The 20649-nt window shown below is 58.1% G+C and carries 21 protein-coding genes; 5 read left to right on the forward strand and 16 right to left on the reverse strand.

Annotation, left to right across the window (positions count from 1 at the left end; all coding sequences use genetic code 11):
- The 4 genes from MMG91_RS18850 to MMG91_RS18865 all read left to right on the forward strand — a co-directional run bounded on the left by MMG91_RS18850 (position 1) and on the right by MMG91_RS18865 (position 2851).
- The gene (locus MMG91_RS18850; RefSeq protein WP_305447070.1) at positions 1 to 738 is read left to right on the forward strand and encodes an ABC transporter substrate-binding protein; all 738 of its coding nucleotides are present in this window, start codon (positions 1 to 3) and stop codon (positions 736 to 738) included.
- A gap of 279 nt (positions 739 to 1017) precedes the next feature.
- Positions 1018 to 1635 carry a GTP cyclohydrolase II gene (gene ribA / locus MMG91_RS18855; RefSeq protein ID WP_007906827.1) on the forward strand — a complete coding sequence of 206 codons (618 nt, stop codon included), beginning with the start codon at positions 1018 to 1020 and terminating at the stop codon, positions 1633 to 1635.
- Positions 1632 to 2051 carry an MFS transporter gene (locus MMG91_RS18860; RefSeq protein ID WP_095054591.1) on the forward strand — a complete coding sequence of 140 codons (420 nt, stop codon included), beginning with the start codon at positions 1632 to 1634 and terminating at the stop codon, positions 2049 to 2051. The genes ribA and MMG91_RS18860 overlap by 4 nt, the downstream gene beginning before the upstream one ends.
- On the forward strand, positions 2051 to 2851 hold the full coding sequence (locus tag MMG91_RS18865) for a cobalamin-binding protein (protein ID WP_310660366.1): 801 nt from the start codon (positions 2051 to 2053) through the stop codon (positions 2849 to 2851). Before MMG91_RS18860 ends, MMG91_RS18865 begins: the two co-directional genes overlap by 1 nt.
- A gap of 44 nt (positions 2852 to 2895) precedes the next feature.
- Here the strand turns inward: MMG91_RS18865 and MMG91_RS18870 are convergent, their stop codons facing one another.
- From MMG91_RS18870 to MMG91_RS18885, 4 genes are all read right to left on the reverse strand, one after another.
- Entirely contained in the window at positions 2896 to 4779 is a 1884-nt protein-coding gene (locus MMG91_RS18870) for a TonB-dependent receptor domain-containing protein (protein ID WP_310660367.1), read from the reverse strand.
- 167 nt (positions 4780 to 4946) lie between these two features.
- Positions 4947 to 6845, reverse strand: coding sequence for a 1-deoxy-D-xylulose-5-phosphate synthase (gene dxs, locus MMG91_RS18875; RefSeq protein ID WP_305447067.1), 1899 nt, complete (start codon positions 6843 to 6845; stop codon positions 4947 to 4949).
- A 91-nt stretch (positions 6846 to 6936) separates the two neighbouring features.
- The gene (gene ispA, locus MMG91_RS18880) at positions 6937 to 7824 is read right to left on the reverse strand and encodes a (2E,6E)-farnesyl diphosphate synthase (RefSeq protein WP_305447066.1); all 888 of its coding nucleotides are present in this window, start codon (positions 7822 to 7824) and stop codon (positions 6937 to 6939) included.
- Positions 7821 to 8063 (reverse strand): exodeoxyribonuclease VII small subunit, encoded by a 243-nt coding sequence (locus MMG91_RS18885; protein ID WP_007894317.1) that lies wholly within the window; start codon positions 8061 to 8063, stop codon positions 7821 to 7823. Before MMG91_RS18885 ends, ispA begins: the two co-directional genes overlap by 4 nt.
- A gap of 367 nt (positions 8064 to 8430) precedes the next feature.
- Between MMG91_RS18885 and MMG91_RS18890 the strand changes: the two genes are divergently transcribed.
- The gene (locus MMG91_RS18890) at positions 8431 to 9861 is read left to right on the forward strand and encodes a PLP-dependent aminotransferase family protein (RefSeq protein WP_310660368.1); all 1431 of its coding nucleotides are present in this window, start codon (positions 8431 to 8433) and stop codon (positions 9859 to 9861) included.
- Here the strand turns inward: MMG91_RS18890 and MMG91_RS18895 are convergent.
- From MMG91_RS18895 to MMG91_RS18950, 12 genes are all read right to left on the reverse strand, one after another.
- Positions 9842 to 10207: a hypothetical protein gene (locus MMG91_RS18895; RefSeq protein ID WP_305447064.1), complete on the reverse strand. Its 366-nt coding sequence runs from the start codon at positions 10205 to 10207 to the stop codon at positions 9842 to 9844. The genes MMG91_RS18890 and MMG91_RS18895 overlap by 20 nt on opposite strands.
- A gap of 82 nt (positions 10208 to 10289) precedes the next feature.
- On the reverse strand, positions 10290 to 11072 hold the full coding sequence (locus tag MMG91_RS18900; RefSeq protein ID WP_310660369.1) for a methyltransferase domain-containing protein: 783 nt from the start codon (positions 11070 to 11072) through the stop codon (positions 10290 to 10292).
- Positions 11073 to 11250: 178 nt separating this feature from the next.
- Positions 11251 to 12150 carry a DMT family transporter gene (locus tag MMG91_RS18905; protein WP_310660370.1) on the reverse strand — a complete coding sequence of 300 codons (900 nt, stop codon included), beginning with the start codon at positions 12148 to 12150 and terminating at the stop codon, positions 11251 to 11253.
- 64 nt (positions 12151 to 12214) lie between these two features.
- On the reverse strand, positions 12215 to 12838 hold the full coding sequence (locus tag MMG91_RS18910) for a 2OG-Fe(II) oxygenase (protein WP_305447061.1): 624 nt from the start codon (positions 12836 to 12838) through the stop codon (positions 12215 to 12217).
- A gap of 3 nt (positions 12839 to 12841) precedes the next feature.
- On the reverse strand, positions 12842 to 14077 hold the full coding sequence (locus MMG91_RS18915; RefSeq protein WP_305447060.1) for a hypothetical protein: 1236 nt from the start codon (positions 14075 to 14077) through the stop codon (positions 12842 to 12844).
- Positions 14077 to 15066, reverse strand: a complete 990-nt coding sequence (locus MMG91_RS18920; RefSeq protein ID WP_305447059.1) for a hypothetical protein — start codon at positions 15064 to 15066, stop codon at positions 14077 to 14079. The genes MMG91_RS18915 and MMG91_RS18920 overlap by 1 nt, the downstream gene beginning before the upstream one ends.
- Before the next feature lie 214 nt (positions 15067 to 15280).
- Complete coding sequence (locus MMG91_RS18925) at positions 15281 to 16021, reverse strand: SDR family NAD(P)-dependent oxidoreductase (protein ID WP_305447058.1); 741 nt, start codon at positions 16019 to 16021, stop codon at positions 15281 to 15283.
- A gap of 670 nt (positions 16022 to 16691) precedes the next feature.
- The gene (locus MMG91_RS18930; RefSeq protein ID WP_305503437.1) at positions 16692 to 17438 is read right to left on the reverse strand and encodes a S24 family peptidase; all 747 of its coding nucleotides are present in this window, start codon (positions 17436 to 17438) and stop codon (positions 16692 to 16694) included.
- 236 nt (positions 17439 to 17674) lie between these two features.
- Entirely contained in the window at positions 17675 to 18202 is a 528-nt protein-coding gene (ppa, locus tag MMG91_RS18935) for an inorganic diphosphatase (RefSeq protein ID WP_008052339.1), read from the reverse strand.
- Positions 18203 to 18315: 113 nt separating this feature from the next.
- Complete coding sequence (locus MMG91_RS18940; RefSeq protein WP_310660371.1) at positions 18316 to 19128, reverse strand: zinc-dependent peptidase; 813 nt, start codon at positions 19126 to 19128, stop codon at positions 18316 to 18318.
- A 6-nt stretch (positions 19129 to 19134) separates the two neighbouring features.
- A complete protein-coding gene (locus MMG91_RS18945) occupies positions 19135 to 19791 on the reverse strand; it encodes a DedA family protein (RefSeq protein ID WP_305447046.1) in 657 nt (218 codons plus the stop codon).
- Between the two features lie 378 nt (positions 19792 to 20169).
- Positions 20170 to 20631 (reverse strand): N-acetyltransferase, encoded by a 462-nt coding sequence (locus tag MMG91_RS18950; RefSeq protein ID WP_030129561.1) that lies wholly within the window; start codon positions 20629 to 20631, stop codon positions 20170 to 20172.
- Between the last annotated feature and the right edge of the window lie 18 nt (positions 20632 to 20649).

Below are 20649 nucleotides of genomic sequence, written 5' to 3' on the forward strand. Positions count from 1 at the left end.
ATGGCGCGACGCGGGTTGCTGCTGATGGTTTTCGCGGTGTTTTGCTCGCTCGCCCGGGCGGAGGATGTACCGACGACGCCGTCCGTGATTCATCTGGCCAGCGAAGCCTGGCAAGACTACACCGCCGCCGATGGTCAGGGTTTGGGCTGGGACGTGTTGCGCAAAATCTTCGAGCCGGCGGGCGTAAAACTGGATATTCGAACCGAACCTTATACGCGCGCCATGGGCCTGGCACAGCGTGGCGAAGTGGACGCCTGTGTCGGTTCTTATCGGGAGGAGGCGAGCGACCTGCTTTATCCGCGATGGAATTTCGATACCGATCACATCTACGCATTGGGCTTGGCCAGCAATCCGGCGCCGACCCTGGATACCTTGGGCAACTATCGATTGGCGTGGGTACGCGGTTACAAGTACCAGGCTTATCTGCCTAATGTGCAGCGCTATAACGAAGTCGTGCGGCGGACGGGAATTCTGCCGATGCTGACCCACAATCGCGCCGACTACTACATCGATGCACTGACCGAAGTCGATTACGTCGTCAGCCGAGCCAAGGATCCGTTGCAGTTTCGCCGCACGCATATTGCGGAGTTGCCGCTGTTTCTATGCTTTGCCGATACACCCAAGGCCCGCAAGCTGATGGCACTGTTCGATCAGCGCATGGACGTGTTGGTCAAAAATGGCCAGCTGAAACCGATCTTCGAACGCTGGAAGCAACCCTATCCGTTTGACTCGAACTGAACATAGCTCTTGTAGCAGCTGGCGCAGCCTGCGTTCGGCGGCGAAGCCGTCGTAAATTCAGGCGCTGTGGTGTGTCAGATTGACCGAGTCGACAGGTTTTGCGACGGCTGCGCCGCCGAACGCAGGCTGCGCCAGCTGCTACAGGGATGTACCGCGTCCACCCGATGATCAAACTTTTTGATCGTTATGCCCCATAATTCAGCCTAAGCGTCTGCGGGAACGTGCTGTTACAATGCCGCCTCTGCGAATCTTCAGTACATATAGATCAGGAGCACACCGGTGCCTGTCGTTTTTGTCGCCGCTTCCAAGCTGCCAACACCTTTTGCGCAATTCACCATGCATGGCTTTCTCGATGAAGAGAACGGCCGCGAGCACGTGGTGCTGAGCCTGGGTGAGTTCGCCGACGGTGCTCCGGTACTCGGCCGGTTGCACTCCGAATGCCTGACCGGCGATGCCTTGTTCAGCCAGCGTTGCGACTGCGGTTCGCAACTCGAGGCAGCCTTGCAGGCGATTGCCCGTGAAGGCCGTGGCGTGTTGCTCTACTTGCGTCAGGAAGGTCGCGGCATTGGCCTGTTGAACAAGATCCGCGCCTATGAATTGCAGGACGGCGGTGCCGACACCGTTGAAGCCAACGAGCGTCTGGGTTTCGCCGCCGACCAGCGCGACTATGCCATGTGCCTGCCGATGCTGGAGCACCTGGGCGTGAAGTCCCTGCGTCTGATGACCAACAACCCACGCAAGGTCAAAGCTTTGACCGACATGGGCATCGTGGTGGCCGAGCGCGTGCCGTTGCACACCGGGCACAACCCGCACAACAAACTCTATCTGGCCACCAAGGCGAGCAAGCTCGACCATATGATGGGCAACGAGCATCAGGGCGAGGTTGACCGGGCGTGACCCGCGGCCAAGTGCGGCGGCGACTGTCCGTCAACTGGTGGCAATACCTGGCGCTGGCCTTGGTGCCGCTGTTCGTGATCAACGGCGTATTCGGCCAAAGCGAGGCGATTCTGCCGGTGCTGGCCATGCCGTTGTTCATCGCCGGTGTGGCCTCGATGTTTGTCAGCCTGAAATTCTTTGGCGGCTACAAGCACGCGCTGATCGCCACCCAGAAAGCTCTCGACACCCCTGAAGAACCCGACGCCTGGATCGCCCTGGCCGCGAAACGCCGTGCCGCGTTTCTGGTCGCCGGCCTGCCCGCCTGGATCGGTGCGCTGGCGGTATTCGTCGGTCTTGAAGCCGTACCGCTGGTGCTGCTGGCATTGTCGACCACGGTGCTGTTCTACCTCTACCGTATCCCGCGACAACTCGGCTGATGCGCAGCATCTGGCTGGCGGTGTTGCTATTGGCCGCCAGCGGCTCGGCGACTGCGGTTGAGCGGGTTGTCAGTCTGGCACCGTCGCTTTCTGAAATCGTCGTTGAGTTGAACTCGGCTGACCTTCTGGTCGGTGTGCTGGATGCTGGCGAACGTCCCGCTGAACTCAAAGACATTCCTTCCGTTGGCAGCTACGGCCAGTTGGACATGGAACGACTGCTCAGCCTCAAGCCCGATCTGTTGCTGCTATGGCCAGGCAGTGTGGGGCCGGCTCAGCGTGAGCAGCTCAAGCGGCTGAATATTCCCACCTATGTCGCCGAACCTCACAACCTCGAACAACTTACCGCCCAGATTGAAGTGATCGCTGCGCAACTCGGCAGAGCGGAACGCGGAGTTTCATTGGCCGAAAATCTGCGTCAGCGACTCGATTCCCTGCGCCAGCGCTATCGAAGGTACGAGCCCTTACGGGTGTTTTATCAAGTCTGGGATCGGCCGCTGTACACCGTGGGCGGTGGGCAGATCATCAGCGATGCGCTGGAGGTCTGCGGGGCGCGTAATGTGTTTGCCGACCTGACGCAGCCTGCTCCGCAGGTCAGTGTAGAGGCGGTGTTGCAGCGCAATCCCGAGGTGATTCTGGCCAGTGATCAGGCGCAACTCGATGCATGGAAGAGCTGGCCCCAGGTAACGGCGGTGGCGCAGGGGCAATTGCTGCTGGTGACGGATAAAGGCCTGGAGCGGCCGAGTGGGCAGATGATCGAAGCGACTGCCAAGTTATGCCAGTTGATCGCGCCCGACCATTAAGACCGAGGCGCATTCATCGCGGGCTCAGACACCACAATCTCTGGTCAAAACCCCGGCGTCCAGGTCACCCCGAACATCCACTCCCGGCCTTCCTCGCGATACCCATACTGACTGCCACCATGGCTGTACAACGCCCGGCTGTAAGCCTTGTCCAGCAGGTTATCGACCTTCAATTCCAGCTTGATCTCGCGATTCAGCGCCCAGCTGCTACGCAACCCCAACAACGCATACCCGCCCAACGGCTGCTGGTTGTTCTCGTCGTCATAACTGCTGCTCACCGCTTGCCAACTGGCTCCGAAGCCGAGTCGGTCAAACTGCCGATCCAGATCCAGGCTCAACGTCCGCCGTGCACGACGGGCGAGGGTGTGGCCGCTGTCGCGATCCCGTGGGTCGATGATTGCGACGCCGAGGTTGCTCTGCCAGCCGAACAGCTCTTGTTTCAAGGCCGCCTCAAAACCGTTGATCCGCGCCGAAGCGACGTTCGCCGGGCGGTTGTTGCTGCCGAAAATAATCGCGTCTTGCAGATCGGTGCGGTACAGCGAGGCTTCCAGGCGACTGCTCTGCGTCAGCTGGCTGCGCCATTGCAGCTCATAACTTTTCGAGGTTTCGGGTTTCAAATCCGGATTGCTGAAATCCGGGTAGTACAGGTCGTTGAAGGTCGGCGCGCGGAAGCCTTCGCTGTAGGTCAACAGCACATCGTTGTCCGGGTTCAGCGGCAGGGTGAACGTGCCGCTCCAGCTGTTCTGGCTGCCGAACTGCTGGTTCTGGTCACGGCGCAGGCCTAGTTCGGTAGAGAAACTGTCGGCCTGATAGCGATGCTGGATAAACGCCGCACCGTTCCAGCGGCTGTCTTCGTCGAACGCCGTGCTGCTGTTGATCCGGTCTTCGTACCAGTCGCCGCCGAGGATCAGGCTGTTGCGCTCATCCAGGGTCAGGTCATTCTGCCAGTTCACTGAATCACGGTAAGTGTTGAACACGCTGCGCTCGTCGCTGAGCTTGTCGAGCGTCTTCTCGCGGTTTTCGCTGTGGCCGAATTCGACGCGGGTTTTCCAGGCGTCGTTGATGCGCGCATCGATGTAACTGCTGACGCTGCTCACAGAGAACTCGCTGTAGGGCTGTTGCTGGACCGATTCGAAGGTGTTCATGTCGAAGCGACCGAACGGGTTGTCGAATGCACTTTTGCCCTGGTTATCCAGCAGATTGGCGCCGACTTCGATGTCGTCGGTGAGGGCGTGACTCAGGCTTAAGCTGACCGACTTATTGCGGTATTCGTCGTGATCGCCATCACTGGGATAAGACTCGTGGGTGCGATTGATGCCTGCTGTTTCGTCGAGGCTGGCACCGAGATTGAAGCGTGTCTGCGCGTTGCCGCCAGACAATCCAAGGCTGCGCTCCCAAGTCTGGTTACTGCCAACTCCCACGTGCATGCGTGGTTGCAGGCCTTGTTCACCGCCACGGCGGGTGAAAATCTGGATCACCCCGCCAATCGCATCGCTGCCGTAAATTACCGAGCGCGAACCGCGCAGCACTTCTACGCGCTCGACCTGTTCGATGTTGATGTGTTGCAGATTGCTGTCGCCAGAGGTCGAGTTGCCGATGCGCTGGCCGTCGACCAACACCAGACTTTGCGCCGACTTGGTACCGCGAATGTACACCCCCGGCAGACTGCCGCGCCCACCGGTTTGCCCGACCTGTACACCCGGTACGCGGCGCAGTAGATCCGTGACACTGCTCGGTTGCAGACGGTCGATGTCTTCGCGGGTGAACACCGTGTTTGCAGCGCTGCTGTCATTGCGTGCTTCGACCTGACGGTTGGCGCTGATCAGCACGTCCGGCAGTTTCAGGGCCTGGTCGCGTTCGAAAGTGTCGGCCAAGAGTTGGCTGGCCGGCAGGAGAGCCAGCGCCAGGGCGAGGCGGGGGAGTTTCATGGGCAGTCCGTTGGCGCTTTAAAGTGAACACATTCTTGAAGGTTGCACAAACCAATGTGGGAGCGGGCTTGCCCGCGATGACGGAGTGTCAGTCAATGAATAAGTCGACTGTCATTCCGCTATCGCGGGCAAGCCCGCTCCCACAGGGTTTTGCATATGTCTGATGTTTAGATATTCAGCAGTTGCAGACGTTGACGCACCGCTTCTTCGATCCCAACCTCATCCAGCCCACACTCAGCCAGCATCTGCGCAGGCTTGGCGTGTTCCACATAGGCATCCGGCAAGCCCAGGTGCAGCACCGATTTGAGGATGTTTTCCCGGGCGAGGAATTCGCTGACCGCGCCACCGGCACCGCCCATGATGGCGTTCTCTTCGACAGTCACCAACAACTCGTGGCTGCCGGCGATTTCGCGAACCAGCGCTTCGTCGAGCGGTTTGACGAAACGCATGTCGACCACGGTCGCATCCAGCTTCTCGGCGACTTTCAATGCATCGGCCAGTTGCACGCCGAACACCAGCAGGGCGACTTTGCTGCCCTGACGGCGGACCACACCCTTGCCGATTTCAATCGGTTCGAGGTTTTTCTCGATCAGTGCATTCGGGCCGGTACCACGCGGGTAACGCACTGCCGCCGGGCCGTTGTACAGGTGGCCGGTGCTGAGCATTTTGCGCAGTTCGTTTTCGTCGCTCGGGGTCATCACCAGCATGCCGGGGATGCAACGCAGGAACGACAGGTCGAAACTGCCTGCGTGCGTCGGGCCGTCTTCGCCCACCAGGCCAGCACGGTCAATGGCGAACAGAACGTCCAGGTTTTGCACCGCGACGTCATGGATCAGTTGGTCGTAGGCGCGCTGCAGGAACGTCGAATAGATCGCCACCACCGGTTTTGCGCCTTCGCAGGCCATGCCGGCGGCGAGGGTCACAGCATGTTGCTCGGCAATCGCCACGTCGAAATAACGCTCCGGGAAGCGCTCGCTGAAAGCCACCAGATCGGAGCCTTCCTTCATCGCCGGGGTAATCCCGACCAGGCGCGCATCGACTGCGGCCATGTCGCACAGCCATTCACCAAACACACCGGAATACTTCGGCCCGCCGGCTTTCTTCGGCGCAGCGGCCGGAGCGTCCAGCGGTTCGAGTTTGGTGATGGCGTGGTAACCGATCGGGTCGACTTCCGCCGGAGCGAAGCCTTTGCCTTTTTTGGTGACCACATGCAGGAATTGCGGGCCTTTCAGATCGCGCATGTTACGCAGGGTGGCGATCAGGGTCGGCAGGTCGTGGCCATCGATCGGGCCGATGTAGTTCCAGCCCAACTCTTCGAACAGGGTGCCGGGAACCAGCATGCCTTTGGCGTATTCTTCGGTGCGACGGGCGATTTCCCAGGCACCGGGCAAGCGCGACAGGACCTTCTTGCTGCCTTCGCGCATGCTCGCGTAAGTGCGGCTGGAGAGGATTTTCGCCAGATAGTTCGACAACCCGCCGACGTTGCGCGAGATCGACATGTCGTTGTCGTTGAGGATCACCAGCATGTTGGCGTCCACTTCCGGCGCATGGTTCAGCGCCTCGAAGGCCATGCCGGCGGTCAGTGCGCCGTCGCCGATCACTGCAATCGCCTTGCGATCACTGTGTTGCAGGCGGGCGGCAATCGCCATGCCCAGCGCTGCGCTGATCGAGGTGCTGGAGTGGCCGACGCCAAAGGTGTCGTACTCGCTCTCGGAACGACGCGGGAAGGCGGCAACGCCGTCCTTCTGGCGCAGGGTGCTCATGCGCTCGCGACGGCCGGTGAGGATTTTGTGTGGGTAGGCCTGATGACCCACGTCCCACACCAGCCGGTCGTCCGGGGTGTCGAAGACGTAATGCAACGCGATGGTCAGCTCGATCACGCCCAGGCCTGCACCGAAATGCCCACCGGTCTGACCGACCGTGTAGAGCAATTCCAGGCGCAACTCATCAGCCAGGGTTTCCAGCTCGGCTTCGCCTAACCGGCGCAGGCCGTCCGGCGTGTTGGCACGGTCGAGCAGGGGCGTGGTCGGGCGCTTGCGGGGAATCTCATGAAACGTCGTGGGCATCAGGCGAATCGTTATAGGTATAAAAGATGCGGCAGTTTACCTGATGCATCGCCCCCTGCCCACGCGTTGGTTTTTTTTGGCGGATACGCCGTCAGCTGCGGCGATCGACGATGTACCGGGCCAGATCGCGCAATGGCTCCGCCGCCGCGTCAAACGGTCGCAGCGCGTGCAGGGCCTGATCGCGCAGTTCCAGGGCGTAGGCCTTGGCTGCGTCGAGACCGAGCAGGGCCGGGTAGGTCGGCTTATCCCGAGCGATATCGGCGCCCTGGCGTTTGCCGAGGGTTTCGGTGTCACTTTCGACGTCGAGAATGTCGTCCTGGACCTGAAATGCGAGGCCAATGGCCTGTGCATAACTCTGCAGGGACTTCAGTTCGTCCTGCGCGGCGTGCCCGCTGGCCAGGGCACCGAGTTTGACGCTGACTTCGATCAACGCGCCGGTCTTGTGCCGGTGCATGTATTCAAGGGCTTTTTGATCGAGCTTCAGGCCCACCGAGCCGAGATCGATAGCTTGCCCGCCGACCATGCCCGCCGGACCTGCCGCCAACGCCAGGGCGCTGACCATCTGCAAACGGGTTTCGGCGTCGCAACTGCTCAAGCGCGGGTCGAGCAGGGCGCTGAAGGCCAGACTCTGCAAACCGTCACCAGCGAGGATTGCACAGGCTTCATCGAATTTCTTATGCGTAGTCGGCTGGCCGCGACGCAGATCGTCGTCGTCCATGGCCGGCAAATCATCGTGCACCAGCGAATAGGCGTGGATCAGCTCAACCGCACAGGCCGCGCCATTGGCTTGCTCGGCCTTGCCGCCCAGTGCCTCACACGCGGCGTAAGCCAGCAGCGGGCGCACGCGTTTACCGCCATTCATCACGCTGTAGCGCATGGCTTCGTAAAGGCGGGCGAGTTCAGGACTCGGTGCGTTGAACAGGGTTTCCAGTGCCGCATTGACGCGGGCCTGGCTGGTCGCCGAATACGCCGCAATCATTCTGGCTGATCCGCGTCGAAGGGTTCCTCGGCCAGCTCACCATCACGCTCGAGCAGCACTTGAACCTTCTGCTCGGCCTGAGCCAGCGCCGCCTGGCAATCGCGGGTCAGCCCGATGCCCTGCTCGAAAGCGGTCAGCGAGTCTTCCAGCGACAATTCGCCGTTCTCCAGACGCTCCACCAGCGTTTGCAGGTCAGCGAGAGATTGTTCGAAATCCAGTGCAGCTTTTTTGCGGGCCATGGCGGCTATTTCCGGTTGACGTTAAACCGGCGCGACACTAGCAGAGAGAGGGAGTTGGGGCAAATAGGCGGTAAGTGTGACGGCGGTGCTGACATAATTACCGGTTCCGATAGGTTAACGCTCGACCGGTTGTCAGGAACAGGCAAAAATCTGAGCGGTGATGAGAGAAATCGGTGGGCGTTCAGGATCGCTGCAGAAATTGGATTAAACGAGGCAGTTTTTGAGCGCTGGCGTAAACTTTGCTTACATAGTTTCAGGGTCCAGTCTCGCAGGCGGCTGTTGGCGCGAATGGCCTGTCGATCATCGGCCTGCGCTTTGTCAGGCATCAGGAAGGCCATGATAGCGGTGGTTTCATTAAGGGAATGAGATGTTCGAGATAGATCGCAGCAGTAAGACGCTGTTGGTGGACCAGATCCGAAGCGCAATTATTAGCCGCATTGAATCTTTTCAATGGGTTCAAGGCAGCAGGTTGCCATCGGTCAGGGCGCTGTCCAAACAACTGGGCGTCAGTAACTTTACGGTGAGTAGCGCTTACGAGGATCTCGTGGCGCAGCACATTATCGAGTCCCGACCCGGCGCCGGTTACTTTATTCTGGCGACCAATCCAGCGGGAACCCTCAAGGACCTTGACGAGTTGATCCCGCCGTCCAGTCTGCATGCGGGGTTTCTGTACCGCGCGCTGGACCCTTCCCAGTACGATATCCCCGTCAGTTCAGGTTACTTTCCTCCGTCCTGGCTGGCTGAAGCTGTGCCTGTTTCTGTGACCGGACGGTTGATTCGTAACACGTTGTCTTGCAGCGTCCCGGCGCCCGCAGCGGGGAGCCAGGCGTTGCGCTCGGTGATTGCGCGCAAGTTGCGAGAGGTTCATATCAATGCCTCCAGCAGCCAGATTGTGGTGACGGTGGGTGCTACCCATGCGTTCTCGCTGATACGTAATGTCATGCTCAAACCGGGTGATTACCTGCTGGTCGAGGATCCAAGCTACTTGTTGCTGCAGTTAAAGCTGATCAAGGGGCGGGATTTCAACATCATCACGGTGCCACGAATGGGTGATGGTCCGGACCTGGAGGCCATGGAGGCGATACTGATCAAGTACCGGCCAAAACTGTTTCTGACCCAGACCCTGATCCACAACCCCACTGGCGGCAATACCTCCCCGGCCAATGGGTTCAAGATTCTTTCGCTGGCAGAGAAATATGATTTTCATATTGTTGAAGACGATATTTTCGGCTCGTTGTCTGCCAAGCAAACGCTCCGACTGGCCAGCCTGGATGGTTTGAATCGCACGTTTTACATCAGCGGTTTCAGCAAGGTGCTCAGTCCTGCCCTGCGCCTTGGGTATGTGGCGGCACCGCCGGCCTTTGTCGAGCGTCTGGTGGAGCAGAAGATGTATAACTTGTTGTGCGGCTCATCCCTGGACGAAACCATCGTGACGTACACCTTGGAATCCGGGCGTTATCAACACCATCTGGATGCCTTGCGTCAGCGGGTGATGCAGGAACGTGTCAGGGCGCGGGAGTGGCTGGGCAAGGTCGGCGTGGTGTTTGACGAACCCGGCGTGGATGGCTTGTTCCTGTGGGGACGTTTTCCCGCGCACATGGATATTCGCCGTCTGATTGAACAGGCCCATGACGCCCGCATCTTTCTGGCTCCAGGGTCGTTGTTCAGCAACACCCGGGACTACGATCAGTACATCCGCCTGAACGTCAGCCACTGCAATGACATCCAGTTCAAGCGTTTCATCGAATCTCAGGCCGGCAGCGAAACAGCCCGTCGAGTCATCGAACACGGCGTTTGAGACGACCCGGGTCAGCCTGATGACAGTCGATCTCGCTGCCCGGCGGCGTTTCACAGGTGAAAGGAGGGCGGTGTATCGACTCCCGATTTTGCTGCCAGCTTTCGAAGTATTCCACCAGAGTGGCCACTTCACCCAGGTCTGCATAGGAGTAGATGACGCCATTGAGGATCTGGACTTCGTCATTATCGTGCAGGGATTGAATGAGTGAATCCTCGAGGATTTCCGAGCCGTTGACGGCCAGGCTGATGTCATCGATCCAGTACAGTGGTTTACCGTCCTGGCTCGACCACACCTGGGCATCGGCGTAAAAAGACTTAAGCGTTAATCCATTGGTTTTCATAGACATATCGTTATTCCCAGTTCGACGGCAGCATCGCCCGCCATCTGCTGATGCTTCAATGTGCCGCTCTTTTTCAGTAAGCCGTGGGTTATGCGTTTTTCTGCGCTCTGAAACGCAAGCGTGTGCAGTCCACCATCCATCGACCGTCGGCGTTCAGCAGGTCATTGGCCAGCTCCTCCGTCACTTCTTCCAGAAAACCCGCGCGGTCCTCAACGGGCAGCACCGTCAGGTAAGGGCTGCCAAAGGTTTGTATCCATTGGGCAATGGGGTAATCCAGCACTACGGGTCGTTCAAACCAGCTGATGAAGCTGACGTGAAACCCGGCGTTTTCCAGCACCTGTTGGTATTCACCAGCGGTGGGCAGGTACCAGGGGTCAATGTCTTGTGTATCGACGGATCTACGTTCGAGGGCACCATGAATCGCCTGACGGATCAGTAAGGCATTCTCGGCGCCGGCGAATTCACCGACGAAACGCCCACCGGGTTTGAGTGCCATAAAGGTCCCATGGGCGACTTGATCGGCACGTCGCATCCAGTGCATGGCAGCGTTGCTGAACACCGCGTCGAACTCTTGGTGAAAGATCAGCTCCTCGGCATTCCCCAGCCTCACATCCAGGCCGCGCAAACGTGCGGCTTTCACCCGTTCCGGGCTGTAGTCGAAACCCACCACGTCAGCGCCTTGCCGAGCCAATTGCTCGCTCAGGTAGCCGTCGCCACAACCGATGTCCAAGACCCGCTCGCCAGCCTTGAGGGCCAACAGTTCCACCGCTCCATTGGCCAGATGAGCGACGAAACGGGCGTTGTTTTCATGCTGCGAGGCGTCCCATTGTTGCGGTTCAGAGGTGGGGCGAAAAAAGCTCGAAGAAGTCATGAGTGAGTTTCCCTCTGAGTGTGGAGATGCTGTAACGACTGAGCCGAAAAGCCTTCGATCAGGGTTCTGTTGAGCATGGTGTGGTTAGTGTCGCTGGAGCCGATATCGGAATCAGGATGGGAAATCACGATGCGCAAGGCCTGATGGAGCGCGCTGGTTGGCCAGCGCGCTGTCCTGTTCAGATCCGCTTGGACAGCCAGACCAGCACGATGACGATGGCGCAAACGGCCGGGGTCAACCAGTTCCAGGACTCGCCCATCAGGATGATCGAAAAGGCAAAAGTGAAGAACGGTTGCAGCAACTGCAGCTGGCTAATGCGCTGGATGCCACCCAAGGCCAAGGCGCGGTTCCAGGAGAAGAAACCCAGCAGGGAATTGATCAGGGCCAGGAACAACAGGGCGGCGACGCCTTGTCCAGGCAAGTTGGCGATAGTCTGGGCGTCATAGAGCCAGAGGCTGACCGGCAGCAGCACAGGCAGGCTGATGACCAGGGTCCAGCACATGACCTGCCAACCTGGCAGTTCTTTGGAAAGTGCACCGCCTTGGGCGTAGCCAAAACCGGCCAGCAGCACGGCGCCCAGCAGCGCCAGGTCGCCGATGTAGATGTCTGAAACGTCCGACTTGATGACGGTGTAGGCCATCACCACCAAGAAGCCCAGGCTTGAAACCGCCCAGAACATTTTGGACGGGCGAGTGCCTGTGATGAGCGTGCCGAAGATCGCTGTGGACAGCGGCAGTGCCGCGAGCACCACGCCACCATGGCTGACCGGCACGTACTGCATGCCCAGCGCGGTGAGAATCGGAAAGCCATAAACAATCCCGGTGGAGGTCAGCAACATCCGCTTGATTTGTGAGCGATTGGGAAACTTTGCCCGACCGATAAGCAAAAAGGGAATTGCCGCAAACGCAGCCAACACCGACCGAAAGAATCCGACTTGCAGGGCACTCAGGTCGCCAGCGAGCATTTTTGCCGCCGGTAAGGTCATGGCAAAGGCCGCGACCGAAATGAGGCCCAGGAAATAGGCTTGCAGGTCTTGATTCTTTGTTTCTTGAAAGCTGGCTACGTTGGTTTGTGTCATGGGACGTTTCCTTATGGCTTCGTCGGTCGAGCGTCCACCCTGCGGGGGTGGACGTACACGCCGATCAGATCTGTTTGTTGTTGAGGTTGGGTTTGTCCAACGGGCTGGTGCTCAGGAAAAACACCAGGGAGGAGCGTGTGCCGCTCTCCACCTTGCGTACGCCGTGGGGAATCTCGCAGCGATTGATCAGCACATCGGCGTAGCCGGTTTTAAATTGCGATTCGCGGCCTTCATGCTCGATAAAAAACTCGCCGCCTTCGTATTGTTTGCCGAACTGGATCACCACGGAGTAGCGATATTCCAGGTTGCTGTAGGTATCGATGTGTTTGCCGATGAAGTTGCCGGCTTCCAGCAGATTGGACTGGCAGCGACGGATAAAACACTCGGCTTCCATGATGCCGTTGAAGAACTCACGACTTTTCCCCGAAGAGAGGATTTCCACCACGCGTTGTCCGTAAGGATCATTGCGATACACGGGTAACTGGCCTTTTTGATCCTCCATGAAGCGTCCCACCGCGAGAAAGTTTTCTTCGCCCACATCGCCGATTTCGATGATGGTTTTGGGGATGACCTGGCACGCCGCTTCCATGTACTCCAGCTCTTCTTGAGAAAACAGCTGTGAGGCTTTAAGGGAGGCGTAGGCGTTGTTCTTCAGTTCATGGTTCGCAGCTTGAATCGTCTCTTGCATTGCTCAGACTCCTTGAGAGGTGGACGTTGGGTACAGGCTGTTTGGGGTATTGAGAGAAGATTTCCGAGGGGTAAACGGCTCGACCACCCCTCGACACAAATGGTCGCGAATCAGGTACAGCCCCGCCATGAACCCCCAGACTTCGAGGAACGGGCCATAAGGGGAGGGCTGTTGCTCGACGCTGGCGCGATAATTGGCGATATGCCGGTAATGCACGTTGGGGCGACGGTGGTGTGCGTCGTGGTTGGGCAAGTCTTGCGGGTACACATACAAGCGCACCGGTAGATCGTAGAGAGCGCATTTCAGCGCCCAGACGGCATGCGCGATGATCCCGCGCTCTGGCGGTGTACGGCCCTGGAAACGACCCCAAGTCAGTCGGCCATAGTGGCTTTTCTCGGTGTTCCGGGTGTCCCGGCGATAGAACCACAGGTGCTCGGTAAACAATTGCAGCCACATGGAGTGCTCAAACAGCACGGCGCGTGGGATCACATACATCAAGCCAAAAGCTTGCAACCCGCCTGCCGCCCACAGCAGCGTCAGCAATACGCCCCAGAACACCCAGCGAAACAGCGCTTCACGACGGTCAAGACGAACAAAGCTGTCGAGCAACGTCCCACGCCATTGGCGCATCAGGTAAACGGGGCGAAAGGGCGTGCAGCAAACCCGCCACCAGTAGACCGCTTCAGGCATCCCCGGGTAAAAACCTTGCTCGCGGATGAAGCGCTGGTCGGGATCCGTGTCAGAACACAACACGTGGATGTTGTGGTGTTCGCGCACATGGCTCTGGTTATAGGTGTCCCAGTCCTGGTACAGCAGCGGCGTGGTCAGAAAGAGCCTGGCATAGCGCTGTGCGCGAGCCTTGTCCTTGAGCACCGCGCCGTGGGTCAAGTAGTGGAAGGTCGCTTGCATGCTGCGCAAGCGGTTAACCATCAGGACCCAGCCCACCAGCACCAGCACCACTGACGTACCCGTGGCAAAAGCACCTTCCAGAACGGCGTGGCCAAGCATCACCAAGGCGATCATCACTACCCAGGTGAACAGCAAATGAGCCACCAGAAAGCGCTCGCCGCTCTCATTCATTGCGCTTTTCAACGCCTCGGGTGCAAGTGCCTGCCCCTTGCCAGTCAGCCAGGTCCAGAAACCCTGGAAGGGCAGATGGGCATAGCTGGCGCGGACATCGCTCTGTGGCCCGTACTGACAGTAGAGAGTGCATTGACCTGCACTTTCACGGGCGTTCATCAGTAAACCCTGGTCAAGTAAAGAACAGGAATGGTGCTGTACAACCAATAGAAGGGTTGCATGCGATTGTGATCCGCACCGATAACAATGGGGTTGGTCCACTGCTGGGCAAACACCTTGCCGATGGCCGCATACTCCGCACCCTGGGCATAGAGGATCTGCATCAGTTCTTCGTTGCTGCGCTGCTGGTGCCACGCCTGATAGAGCGGCAGTCGTGCACTGAAGATGGAGGCGTAGTCGAGATCATCCTCAACGATGCAGCCATTTTCCTGGTGTGCCAGGCGCTGTTGTGCCTCAGCCGTCAGTGCATGCCAGCAGTCTTCGCCACCGGCGGCTTCGGCGATCATGATCGACTCGGCGTCAGGGCCAAGAACGTCGAGGATTTTTTGCTGGCTGATTCGCAATTTGTGAGCGAAGCCTTCGCGTGTTTCCTTGAGGCGGTTCAGGGTACTGGCGTCAAACCCTTCAAAATCCCCGGCCGCGACGGCGATCCGTGCATCGATGCCGTGCTTTTTCAGCACTGCTTGCAGGTCAGGCAGGGTCTTGACCACACGTCCGGCCACCAGCCCGATGCCTTCGCCCAGATGCTCGAAGGTATAACGCAGGCGGCCATTCTTGTTTTCGTAGCCGTAATCAGGGCACACCGGAGAGACCAGGGTAATGGTTTCACCGGCCAATCCCTTGGCCAGGGCCTGGGCGAAACGCGCTACAAAGTGTGGCGCTGATTGGGCAAATGACAGGCGCTCAAAGGCCTGTTCGAGATCCACCACCAATTCGTCCGGCAGTTCTCGCATGGCGGGGTACCGCACTTTCAGGGCGGGGGTCGTGGCGGTGTTGTCGTTGATCGCACACAACAGCAAATTCAATAGCGAAGGACGGCTTTGGTTGATGTACGGCTTGTCCAGAATCAAGGTTTTCTTGCCCTGAGTGGAACGAACCTGCCATTGAAAGCCGGGGAATTTTGACTGAATGAAACGATAAAACGGCATGTAACGAGGAAGACCCGTCTGGCCATCGTCCGAGTGTTGGAATTGGGCATAAACCGCTGACAACTTTGACACTTCGCTTTCAATGCAAAGTGCCTGTACCAAATCAGCCGGTGGCTGCTGGGAAAGTGAAATAGGTGACAGCACACGCTTGCTGATCAACTTGTGGGTGAGTTTGTTTCTGACATAGTAGTGGGCGAGAGATTGGCTCATGGGATCACCGGTATGAAAGTTCCTGATCAGCGGGCATTAGTTCAATAAGATTAATATTGACGTGGGAGGGCTGATGCAGGGCCCAGAGGATCGAGTTGGCAACATCCATCGGCTCAAGCGGCGTCAGTGTGCTGTACACGCGGTCGGCTCTGGCTTGATCGCCGGCAAACTGAACCAAGGCGAATTCTGAGCGGGTTTTACCCGGGGCGATGTTGGTCAACCGGACCCGTGCGCCCACCAGCTCGGTGCGCAGGCATTGTCCGAAGTGGTCGACAAAGGCCTTGGATGCCGCATAGACATGGCCTCCGGCGTAATGATAATGAGCGCCAATCGAGGTCAGATTGATAATATGCCCGCACCCACTTTCTATCAGCGTGGGTAATACCGCCCGAGTGACATTGATCAAACCGTGAACATTGGTTTCCAGCATGGTGGATATTTGAGCATCCGAGACGTCCAGTAACGTCCCTTGTCCCTGAAGCAAGCCAGCGCTATTGATGAGTTTGCTAAAGGCGGCAAATGCATCGGGAAGTTGTTTCAACTGTATGTTGAGTGAGTCGATGTCACGCACATCACAGCTTAGGGGGTAAAAACGTTCCCCCAATTCATCGGCCAATGCATTGAGGCGCTCGGTTCTGCGCCCGATCCCAACGACCTTGTTTCCCTGCTCTATCAACTTCCTGGCACAGGCCAGACCAATACCCGATGTCACTCCGGTGACAACCACTGTTTCATCAGTGTTCAATTGCAGCTCCTTTTTTTATTGCATTTTTTATCGGTAATTGGCGAACTGAGGCGTGGGTGCCTGATGACGACCTGCAGATTAGGGAGCTTGGCGAGGGATGTACCGGTACGGCGACGGGGATGGGCAACGAACTGTATCGTTGAGCGACCATGACAGTTGGAAACCTGTCTGGTCTCGATAGAGTGCAGGCATGCGTGTGCGCACGACTTGACGCCTGATGAGGGATTTCACCAGGAAGGGGGATGAGGGAGATTGGGTCAGGAGAGTGTTGGGGATTATTTCGGGCATTAAAAAGCCGGCTTGTGGCCGGCTTCTCGGGGACTGGCTTGGTTTATTTTTGGTAAACCGCGCCAGCCTTCAAAACGTACACCCGGATCTTGCGTCCGGCTGTGGGACTTGGCGAGAAAGTCATCTGCCTTGTCGGTGCGATCTGAGCCTGAAGAAGGGTCGATGCGCAAATGTGGGGCGCAGCATACTGATTTTTTTGAAGAATTCCCAGCGGGACGTGCCGGGTAGAGCAATGGGGGGTGGTGGTAGGAGCGTTTCTGTATGGGGCCGGGCAGTTTGGTTTTCGGGAATTGCCAAGATCGCAGCCTTCGGCAGCCCCTACAGCCACCTGCATTTCCCTATCTCACCGTAGGAGCTGCCGAAGGCTGCGATCTTTTAACGCTTAGAGAAACGGTACGGACGGCCGCCGTTTATTGAGCGTCGACCACCAGAATACCCATCCCAATACCCTTATGTTTTGCTTGTCGATCTGTTCGGCACTGAAGATCTCATCCGGATACTCGGCTTTGTTATAGCTGCGCAACCGCAGTGCATTTCCCGGCATCCGATGCAGGTATTTGATCCGCAACATCCCGTCATGCTCGATCGCATAAATCTCCCCATCAATAACCTGAGTCAGCCCGCGGTCGATCGCAAGCGTCGAACCGTCTTCAATTTTTTCCCCCATGCTGTTGCCGATCATGCGGGTACAAATAGCGTCGGCGTGGTTGATTTCCAGGGAGTCCAGGTGGCTGCGAGGCAGGCGGATGGATTGGCTGGGGTCTTTGACGACGTGAGTTTTGTTGGAGCCCGGGGCGGTGGCTGTTTCTTTATAGAAAGGCAACTCGACGTCGATGGGCTCGATCACCGTGTAGATGCCGCGGATGGCCTGGGCGTCGAAGGTGTTGCCGGCCTCGTCGAGCACGCGCAGGCGTGAGGACTCTTTCGGCCCTTCTCCGGTTTTCAGCCAGTCGCTGTTTACAGACAGTAGTCTGGCAACCTCTTCCATGCGGTAGGCGGGCACACCTCGGGTGTACCAGTTATGGATATTTTGCGCTTCCGTGTCGAAGAAAGCGGCAAATCCTGTGGTTGTGATTTTCGATGCTTCGAGGAGCGCTCTAAACCGTGGGCCGCTAGTGTTCTTTTTCATAAACACGAGTTTACTGGCGCAGGATGGGGGATTGAATAAACGATCCGTTCAAATTTCGAGGGAAATTTAAGACTGGATGTAAGACGCTTTTAGTGGAATTTAAACAGGAAAAAACCAAAGCCAAGAAGTGTTCCACGTACCGTTAAAGGTCAGTGTCTGAGCGGAGCGCCCACAAAAAACCCCGGATCAACCGGGGTTCTTCTTGGCGCTTGCAGCTAGAAGCTTACCGCGGCTTCTCAGCCTTTATAGGCAGCAACCGACTTGGTGATCGCGTCCCGGGCGGCATCTGCGCCGGCCCAGCCTTCGATCTTCACCCATTTGCCTTTTTCGAGATCTTTGTAGTTCGCGAAGAAGTGCTCGATCTGCTGAATCAGCAGCGGTGGCAGGTCGGTGTATTCCTTCACGTCGACGTACAGCTGGGACAGCTTGTCGTGTGGAACCGCGATCACTTTGGCATCGCCGCCGCCGTCGTCGGTCATGTTCAGGATGCCGACTGGACGAGCGCGGATTACCGAACCTGGGGCAACCGGGTAAGGGGTCACGACCAGCACGTCGAGGGGATCACCGTCGTCAGCCAGGGTGTTCGGGATGTAACCGTAGTTGGCCGGGTAGAACATCGGGGTGGCCATGAAACGGTCAACGAACAGGCAATCGCTGTCTTTGTCGATTTCGTATTTGATCGGCGCGTGGTTGGCCGGGATCTCGATCGCGACGTAGATGTCGTTCGGCAGGTCTTTGCCAGCCGGAATCTTGCTGTAGCTCATTGGGCGGTGCCCCCGTTAGTTGACCAAAAATACTTGGCCGGATTGACCAAAAAGTGGCGGCGATTATAGGCATATTCCGCCTTCGACGCTATGGACCAGAGGTCGCGTAGACGTTAGTCGTGTGCCTGATAGACAGGGTTCTCGGCCAGAAGTTGCCGCAGCCGGGCCAATGGGTCCTGACGATAAAACAGCTTCAACTGCCCATAGACCTGTGGATAAGCCTCGTGCAGCAAATCCGGGGCGCTGAAGAAGTATTCGCTGGTGACCGCGAAGAACTCGGCGGGGTTTTCCGCTGCGTACGGGTCGATGGCGGTTTGCGCGTCAGGGTTGCGGTCCACTTGCCGATCGAGGTCGTCATACGCCTCTTGCATCACCTTGGCCCAGTCGCTGACGCGCATATCGGCATGCAGCGGCGGCAGGCCATTGGCGTCGCCGTTGAGCATGTCGAGTTTGTGCGCGAGTTCGTGGATGACCAGGTTATAGCCTTCCCAGCCACCGCTGGCCATCACGCCGGGCCAGGCGAGGATGATCGGGCCTTGTGGCCAGGCTTCGCCGCTGTGTTCGCCGTCCCACTCGTGTTCGACGCCGCTGGCATCGCGATGGCGCTGGGGGCTGAGGAAGTCGTCCGGGTAAAGGATTATTTCGTGGAAACCCTGATACCAGTTCAGGTCGCCCAGATGCATCAGCGGCAATTGGGCCTGGGCGGCGAGCAGCAGGCGTTGTTCCTGGTGAAGTTCGACGCCGGGTAGGGCGGTCAAGTGTTTGTCTTGCAGGAACAGCACGCAGGCTTCCCGCAGCCACTGGTCTTCGTCTGCGCTGAGGCCATCTAGAAAACTCAGGTGATGGCGCACCCGTTGCCACATGTCGTCGGCAATCGGATGCCTGGCCAGGGTACGCTGGCGTCGCCAGGCGCTAAGGGACCACATCGTGAGTCAGCGGGGTTCGGCTTTGGACGAGGCATTGGCGAGGCGGTTGCGGATTACGCCGATGATCATCGGTAGCAGCGACAGCAGGATGATGCCCACCACCAGCAGCGACAGGTTCTGCTTGATGAACGGTACGTTGCCGAAGAAGAAACCGAGGGTGACCAGGCCACCCACCCAGAGGATGGTGCCCAGGACACTGAAGGCAAAGAAGCGCGGGTAAGGCATTTTGCCAACACCGGCGACGAATGGTGCAAAGGTACGGATGATCGGCAGGAAACGCGCCAGAGTCACGGTTTTGCCGCCGTGCTTGTCGTAGAAGTCGTGGGTTTGTTGCAGGTAGTCGCGGCGGAAAATTTTCGAGTTCGGGTTGCTGAACAGCCGTTCGCCAGCGGTGCGGCCGATTACGTAGTTGGTGCTGTCACCCAGAATCGCCGCCAGCATCAGCAGGCCGCCCAGCAGCACCGGGTCCATGCCGCCGCCGGCCGCCACGGCGCCCGCGATGAACAGCAGGGAATCGCCCGGCAAGAATGGCATCACCACCAGACCGGTTTCGCAGAAGATCACCAGAAACAGAATGGCGTAAATCCATGCCCCGTAGTTGGTCACCAGCAGGTCGAGGTAAACATCGAGATGCAGGATAAGGTCGATCGGGTTGAAATCCATGAATAGCACCTGTGGTGATGGCCCGACTCTGCAGGCCTGTGCGGATGGCTTCGCGTAAGACTACAGCGGAGTGTAATTTTTCTTACGAGCCGGAAGAATGGGCATTATACGGGGAGAGAAGTGTAAAACGCCTCGAGTTTGTAGCGGGGGATGTCGATGGGGCGATCGGGGTATTTGCCCTTGCGCATTACCCTGTGGCGAGGTGCTTGTCGGAACGCCGCATCGCCCCGTTGGGTTGCGAAGCGACCCCTAAACCAGACGGCGCGTTTCTTCAGGCATACCGCATTCAGCAATTTGCAACTGCTGCGCAGTCGAACGGGGCGATGCGGCGTTCCGACAAGCCCCCTCACCCAAAAGCACGCAACTTCAGGCTATGTGTTACAGCCCGTCACTGATCGGCAACACATAGTTCTTGAACTCGGTATCTTCCTTGAACCCGATGGATTCGTAGGTTTTCTGCGCGACTTCGTTATTGCTGCTGGTGGAAACGCGCATGCGCACGGCATTGGTTTCCTTGGCCATTTTTTTCGCGGTGCGGATCAGGTTGTCGGCCACCAATTGGCGGCGGGCGTCTTCGGCGACGTAGATATCGTTGAGGATCCACACGCGCTTAAGCGAAAGAGACGAAAAGCTCGGGTACAACTGACAGAAACCCATCAGTTTGTTGTTGTCGTCATCGGCCAGGGCCAGGTAGATCACCGATTCCTTGCGCCGCAGGCGTTTCTCGAGGAACGCCCGGGACGAGTCCGGATACGGCAGGGAACCGTAAAACTCGCGATATTTGACGAACAACGGGGTCAGCAGGTCGAGGTGTTCGAGGGTCGCTTGAATAATCCGCATGGTAGGTCTCGTCTTCAA

The sequence above is a fragment of the Pseudomonas sp. JL3 genome (assembly GCF_031570575.1).
Lineage (GTDB): Bacteria > Pseudomonadota > Gammaproteobacteria > Pseudomonadales > Pseudomonadaceae > Aquipseudomonas > Aquipseudomonas cucumis.

Excerpts from the sequence above, each read along its gene's own strand:
- MMG91_RS18850 (WP_305447070.1), top strand. The coding sequence starts at position 1 with ATGGCGCGACGCGGGTTGCTGCTGATGGTTTTCGCGGTGTTTTGCTCG.
- MMG91_RS18865 (WP_310660366.1), top strand. The coding sequence starts at position 2,051 with ATGCGCAGCATCTGGCTGGCGGTGTTGCTATTGGCCGCCAGCGGCTCG.
- MMG91_RS18870 (WP_310660367.1), bottom strand. The coding sequence starts at position 4,779 with ATGAAACTCCCCCGCCTCGCCCTGGCGCTGGCTCTCCTGCCGGCCAGC.
- dxs (WP_305447067.1), bottom strand. The coding sequence starts at position 6,845 with ATGCCCACGACGTTTCATGAGATTCCCCGCAAGCGCCCGACCACGCCC.
- ispA (WP_305447066.1), bottom strand. The coding sequence starts at position 7,824 with ATGATTGCGGCGTATTCGGCGACCAGCCAGGCCCGCGTCAATGCGGCA.
- MMG91_RS18885 (WP_007894317.1), bottom strand. The coding sequence starts at position 8,063 with ATGGCCCGCAAAAAAGCTGCACTGGATTTCGAACAATCTCTCGCTGAC.
- MMG91_RS18890 (WP_310660368.1), top strand. The coding sequence starts at position 8,431 with ATGTTCGAGATAGATCGCAGCAGTAAGACGCTGTTGGTGGACCAGATC.
- MMG91_RS18895 (WP_305447064.1), bottom strand. The coding sequence starts at position 10,207 with ATGTCTATGAAAACCAATGGATTAACGCTTAAGTCTTTTTACGCCGAT.
- MMG91_RS18900 (WP_310660369.1), bottom strand. The coding sequence starts at position 11,072 with ATGACTTCTTCGAGCTTTTTTCGCCCCACCTCTGAACCGCAACAATGG.
- MMG91_RS18905 (WP_310660370.1), bottom strand. The coding sequence starts at position 12,150 with ATGACACAAACCAACGTAGCCAGCTTTCAAGAAACAAAGAATCAAGAC.
- MMG91_RS18910 (WP_305447061.1), bottom strand. The coding sequence starts at position 12,838 with ATGCAAGAGACGATTCAAGCTGCGAACCATGAACTGAAGAACAACGCC.
- MMG91_RS18915 (WP_305447060.1), bottom strand. The coding sequence starts at position 14,077 with ATGAACGCCCGTGAAAGTGCAGGTCAATGCACTCTCTACTGTCAGTAC.
- MMG91_RS18920 (WP_305447059.1), bottom strand. The coding sequence starts at position 15,066 with ATGCCGTTTTATCGTTTCATTCAGTCAAAATTCCCCGGCTTTCAATGG.
- MMG91_RS18930 (WP_305503437.1), bottom strand. The coding sequence starts at position 17,438 with ATGAAAAAGAACACTAGCGGCCCACGGTTTAGAGCGCTCCTCGAAGCA.
- ppa (WP_008052339.1), bottom strand. The coding sequence starts at position 18,202 with ATGAGCTACAGCAAGATTCCGGCTGGCAAAGACCTGCCGAACGACATC.
- MMG91_RS18940 (WP_310660371.1), bottom strand. The coding sequence starts at position 19,128 with ATGTGGTCCCTTAGCGCCTGGCGACGCCAGCGTACCCTGGCCAGGCAT.
- MMG91_RS18945 (WP_305447046.1), bottom strand. The coding sequence starts at position 19,791 with ATGGATTTCAACCCGATCGACCTTATCCTGCATCTCGATGTTTACCTC.
- MMG91_RS18950 (WP_030129561.1), bottom strand. The coding sequence starts at position 20,631 with ATGCGGATTATTCAAGCGACCCTCGAACACCTCGACCTGCTGACCCCG.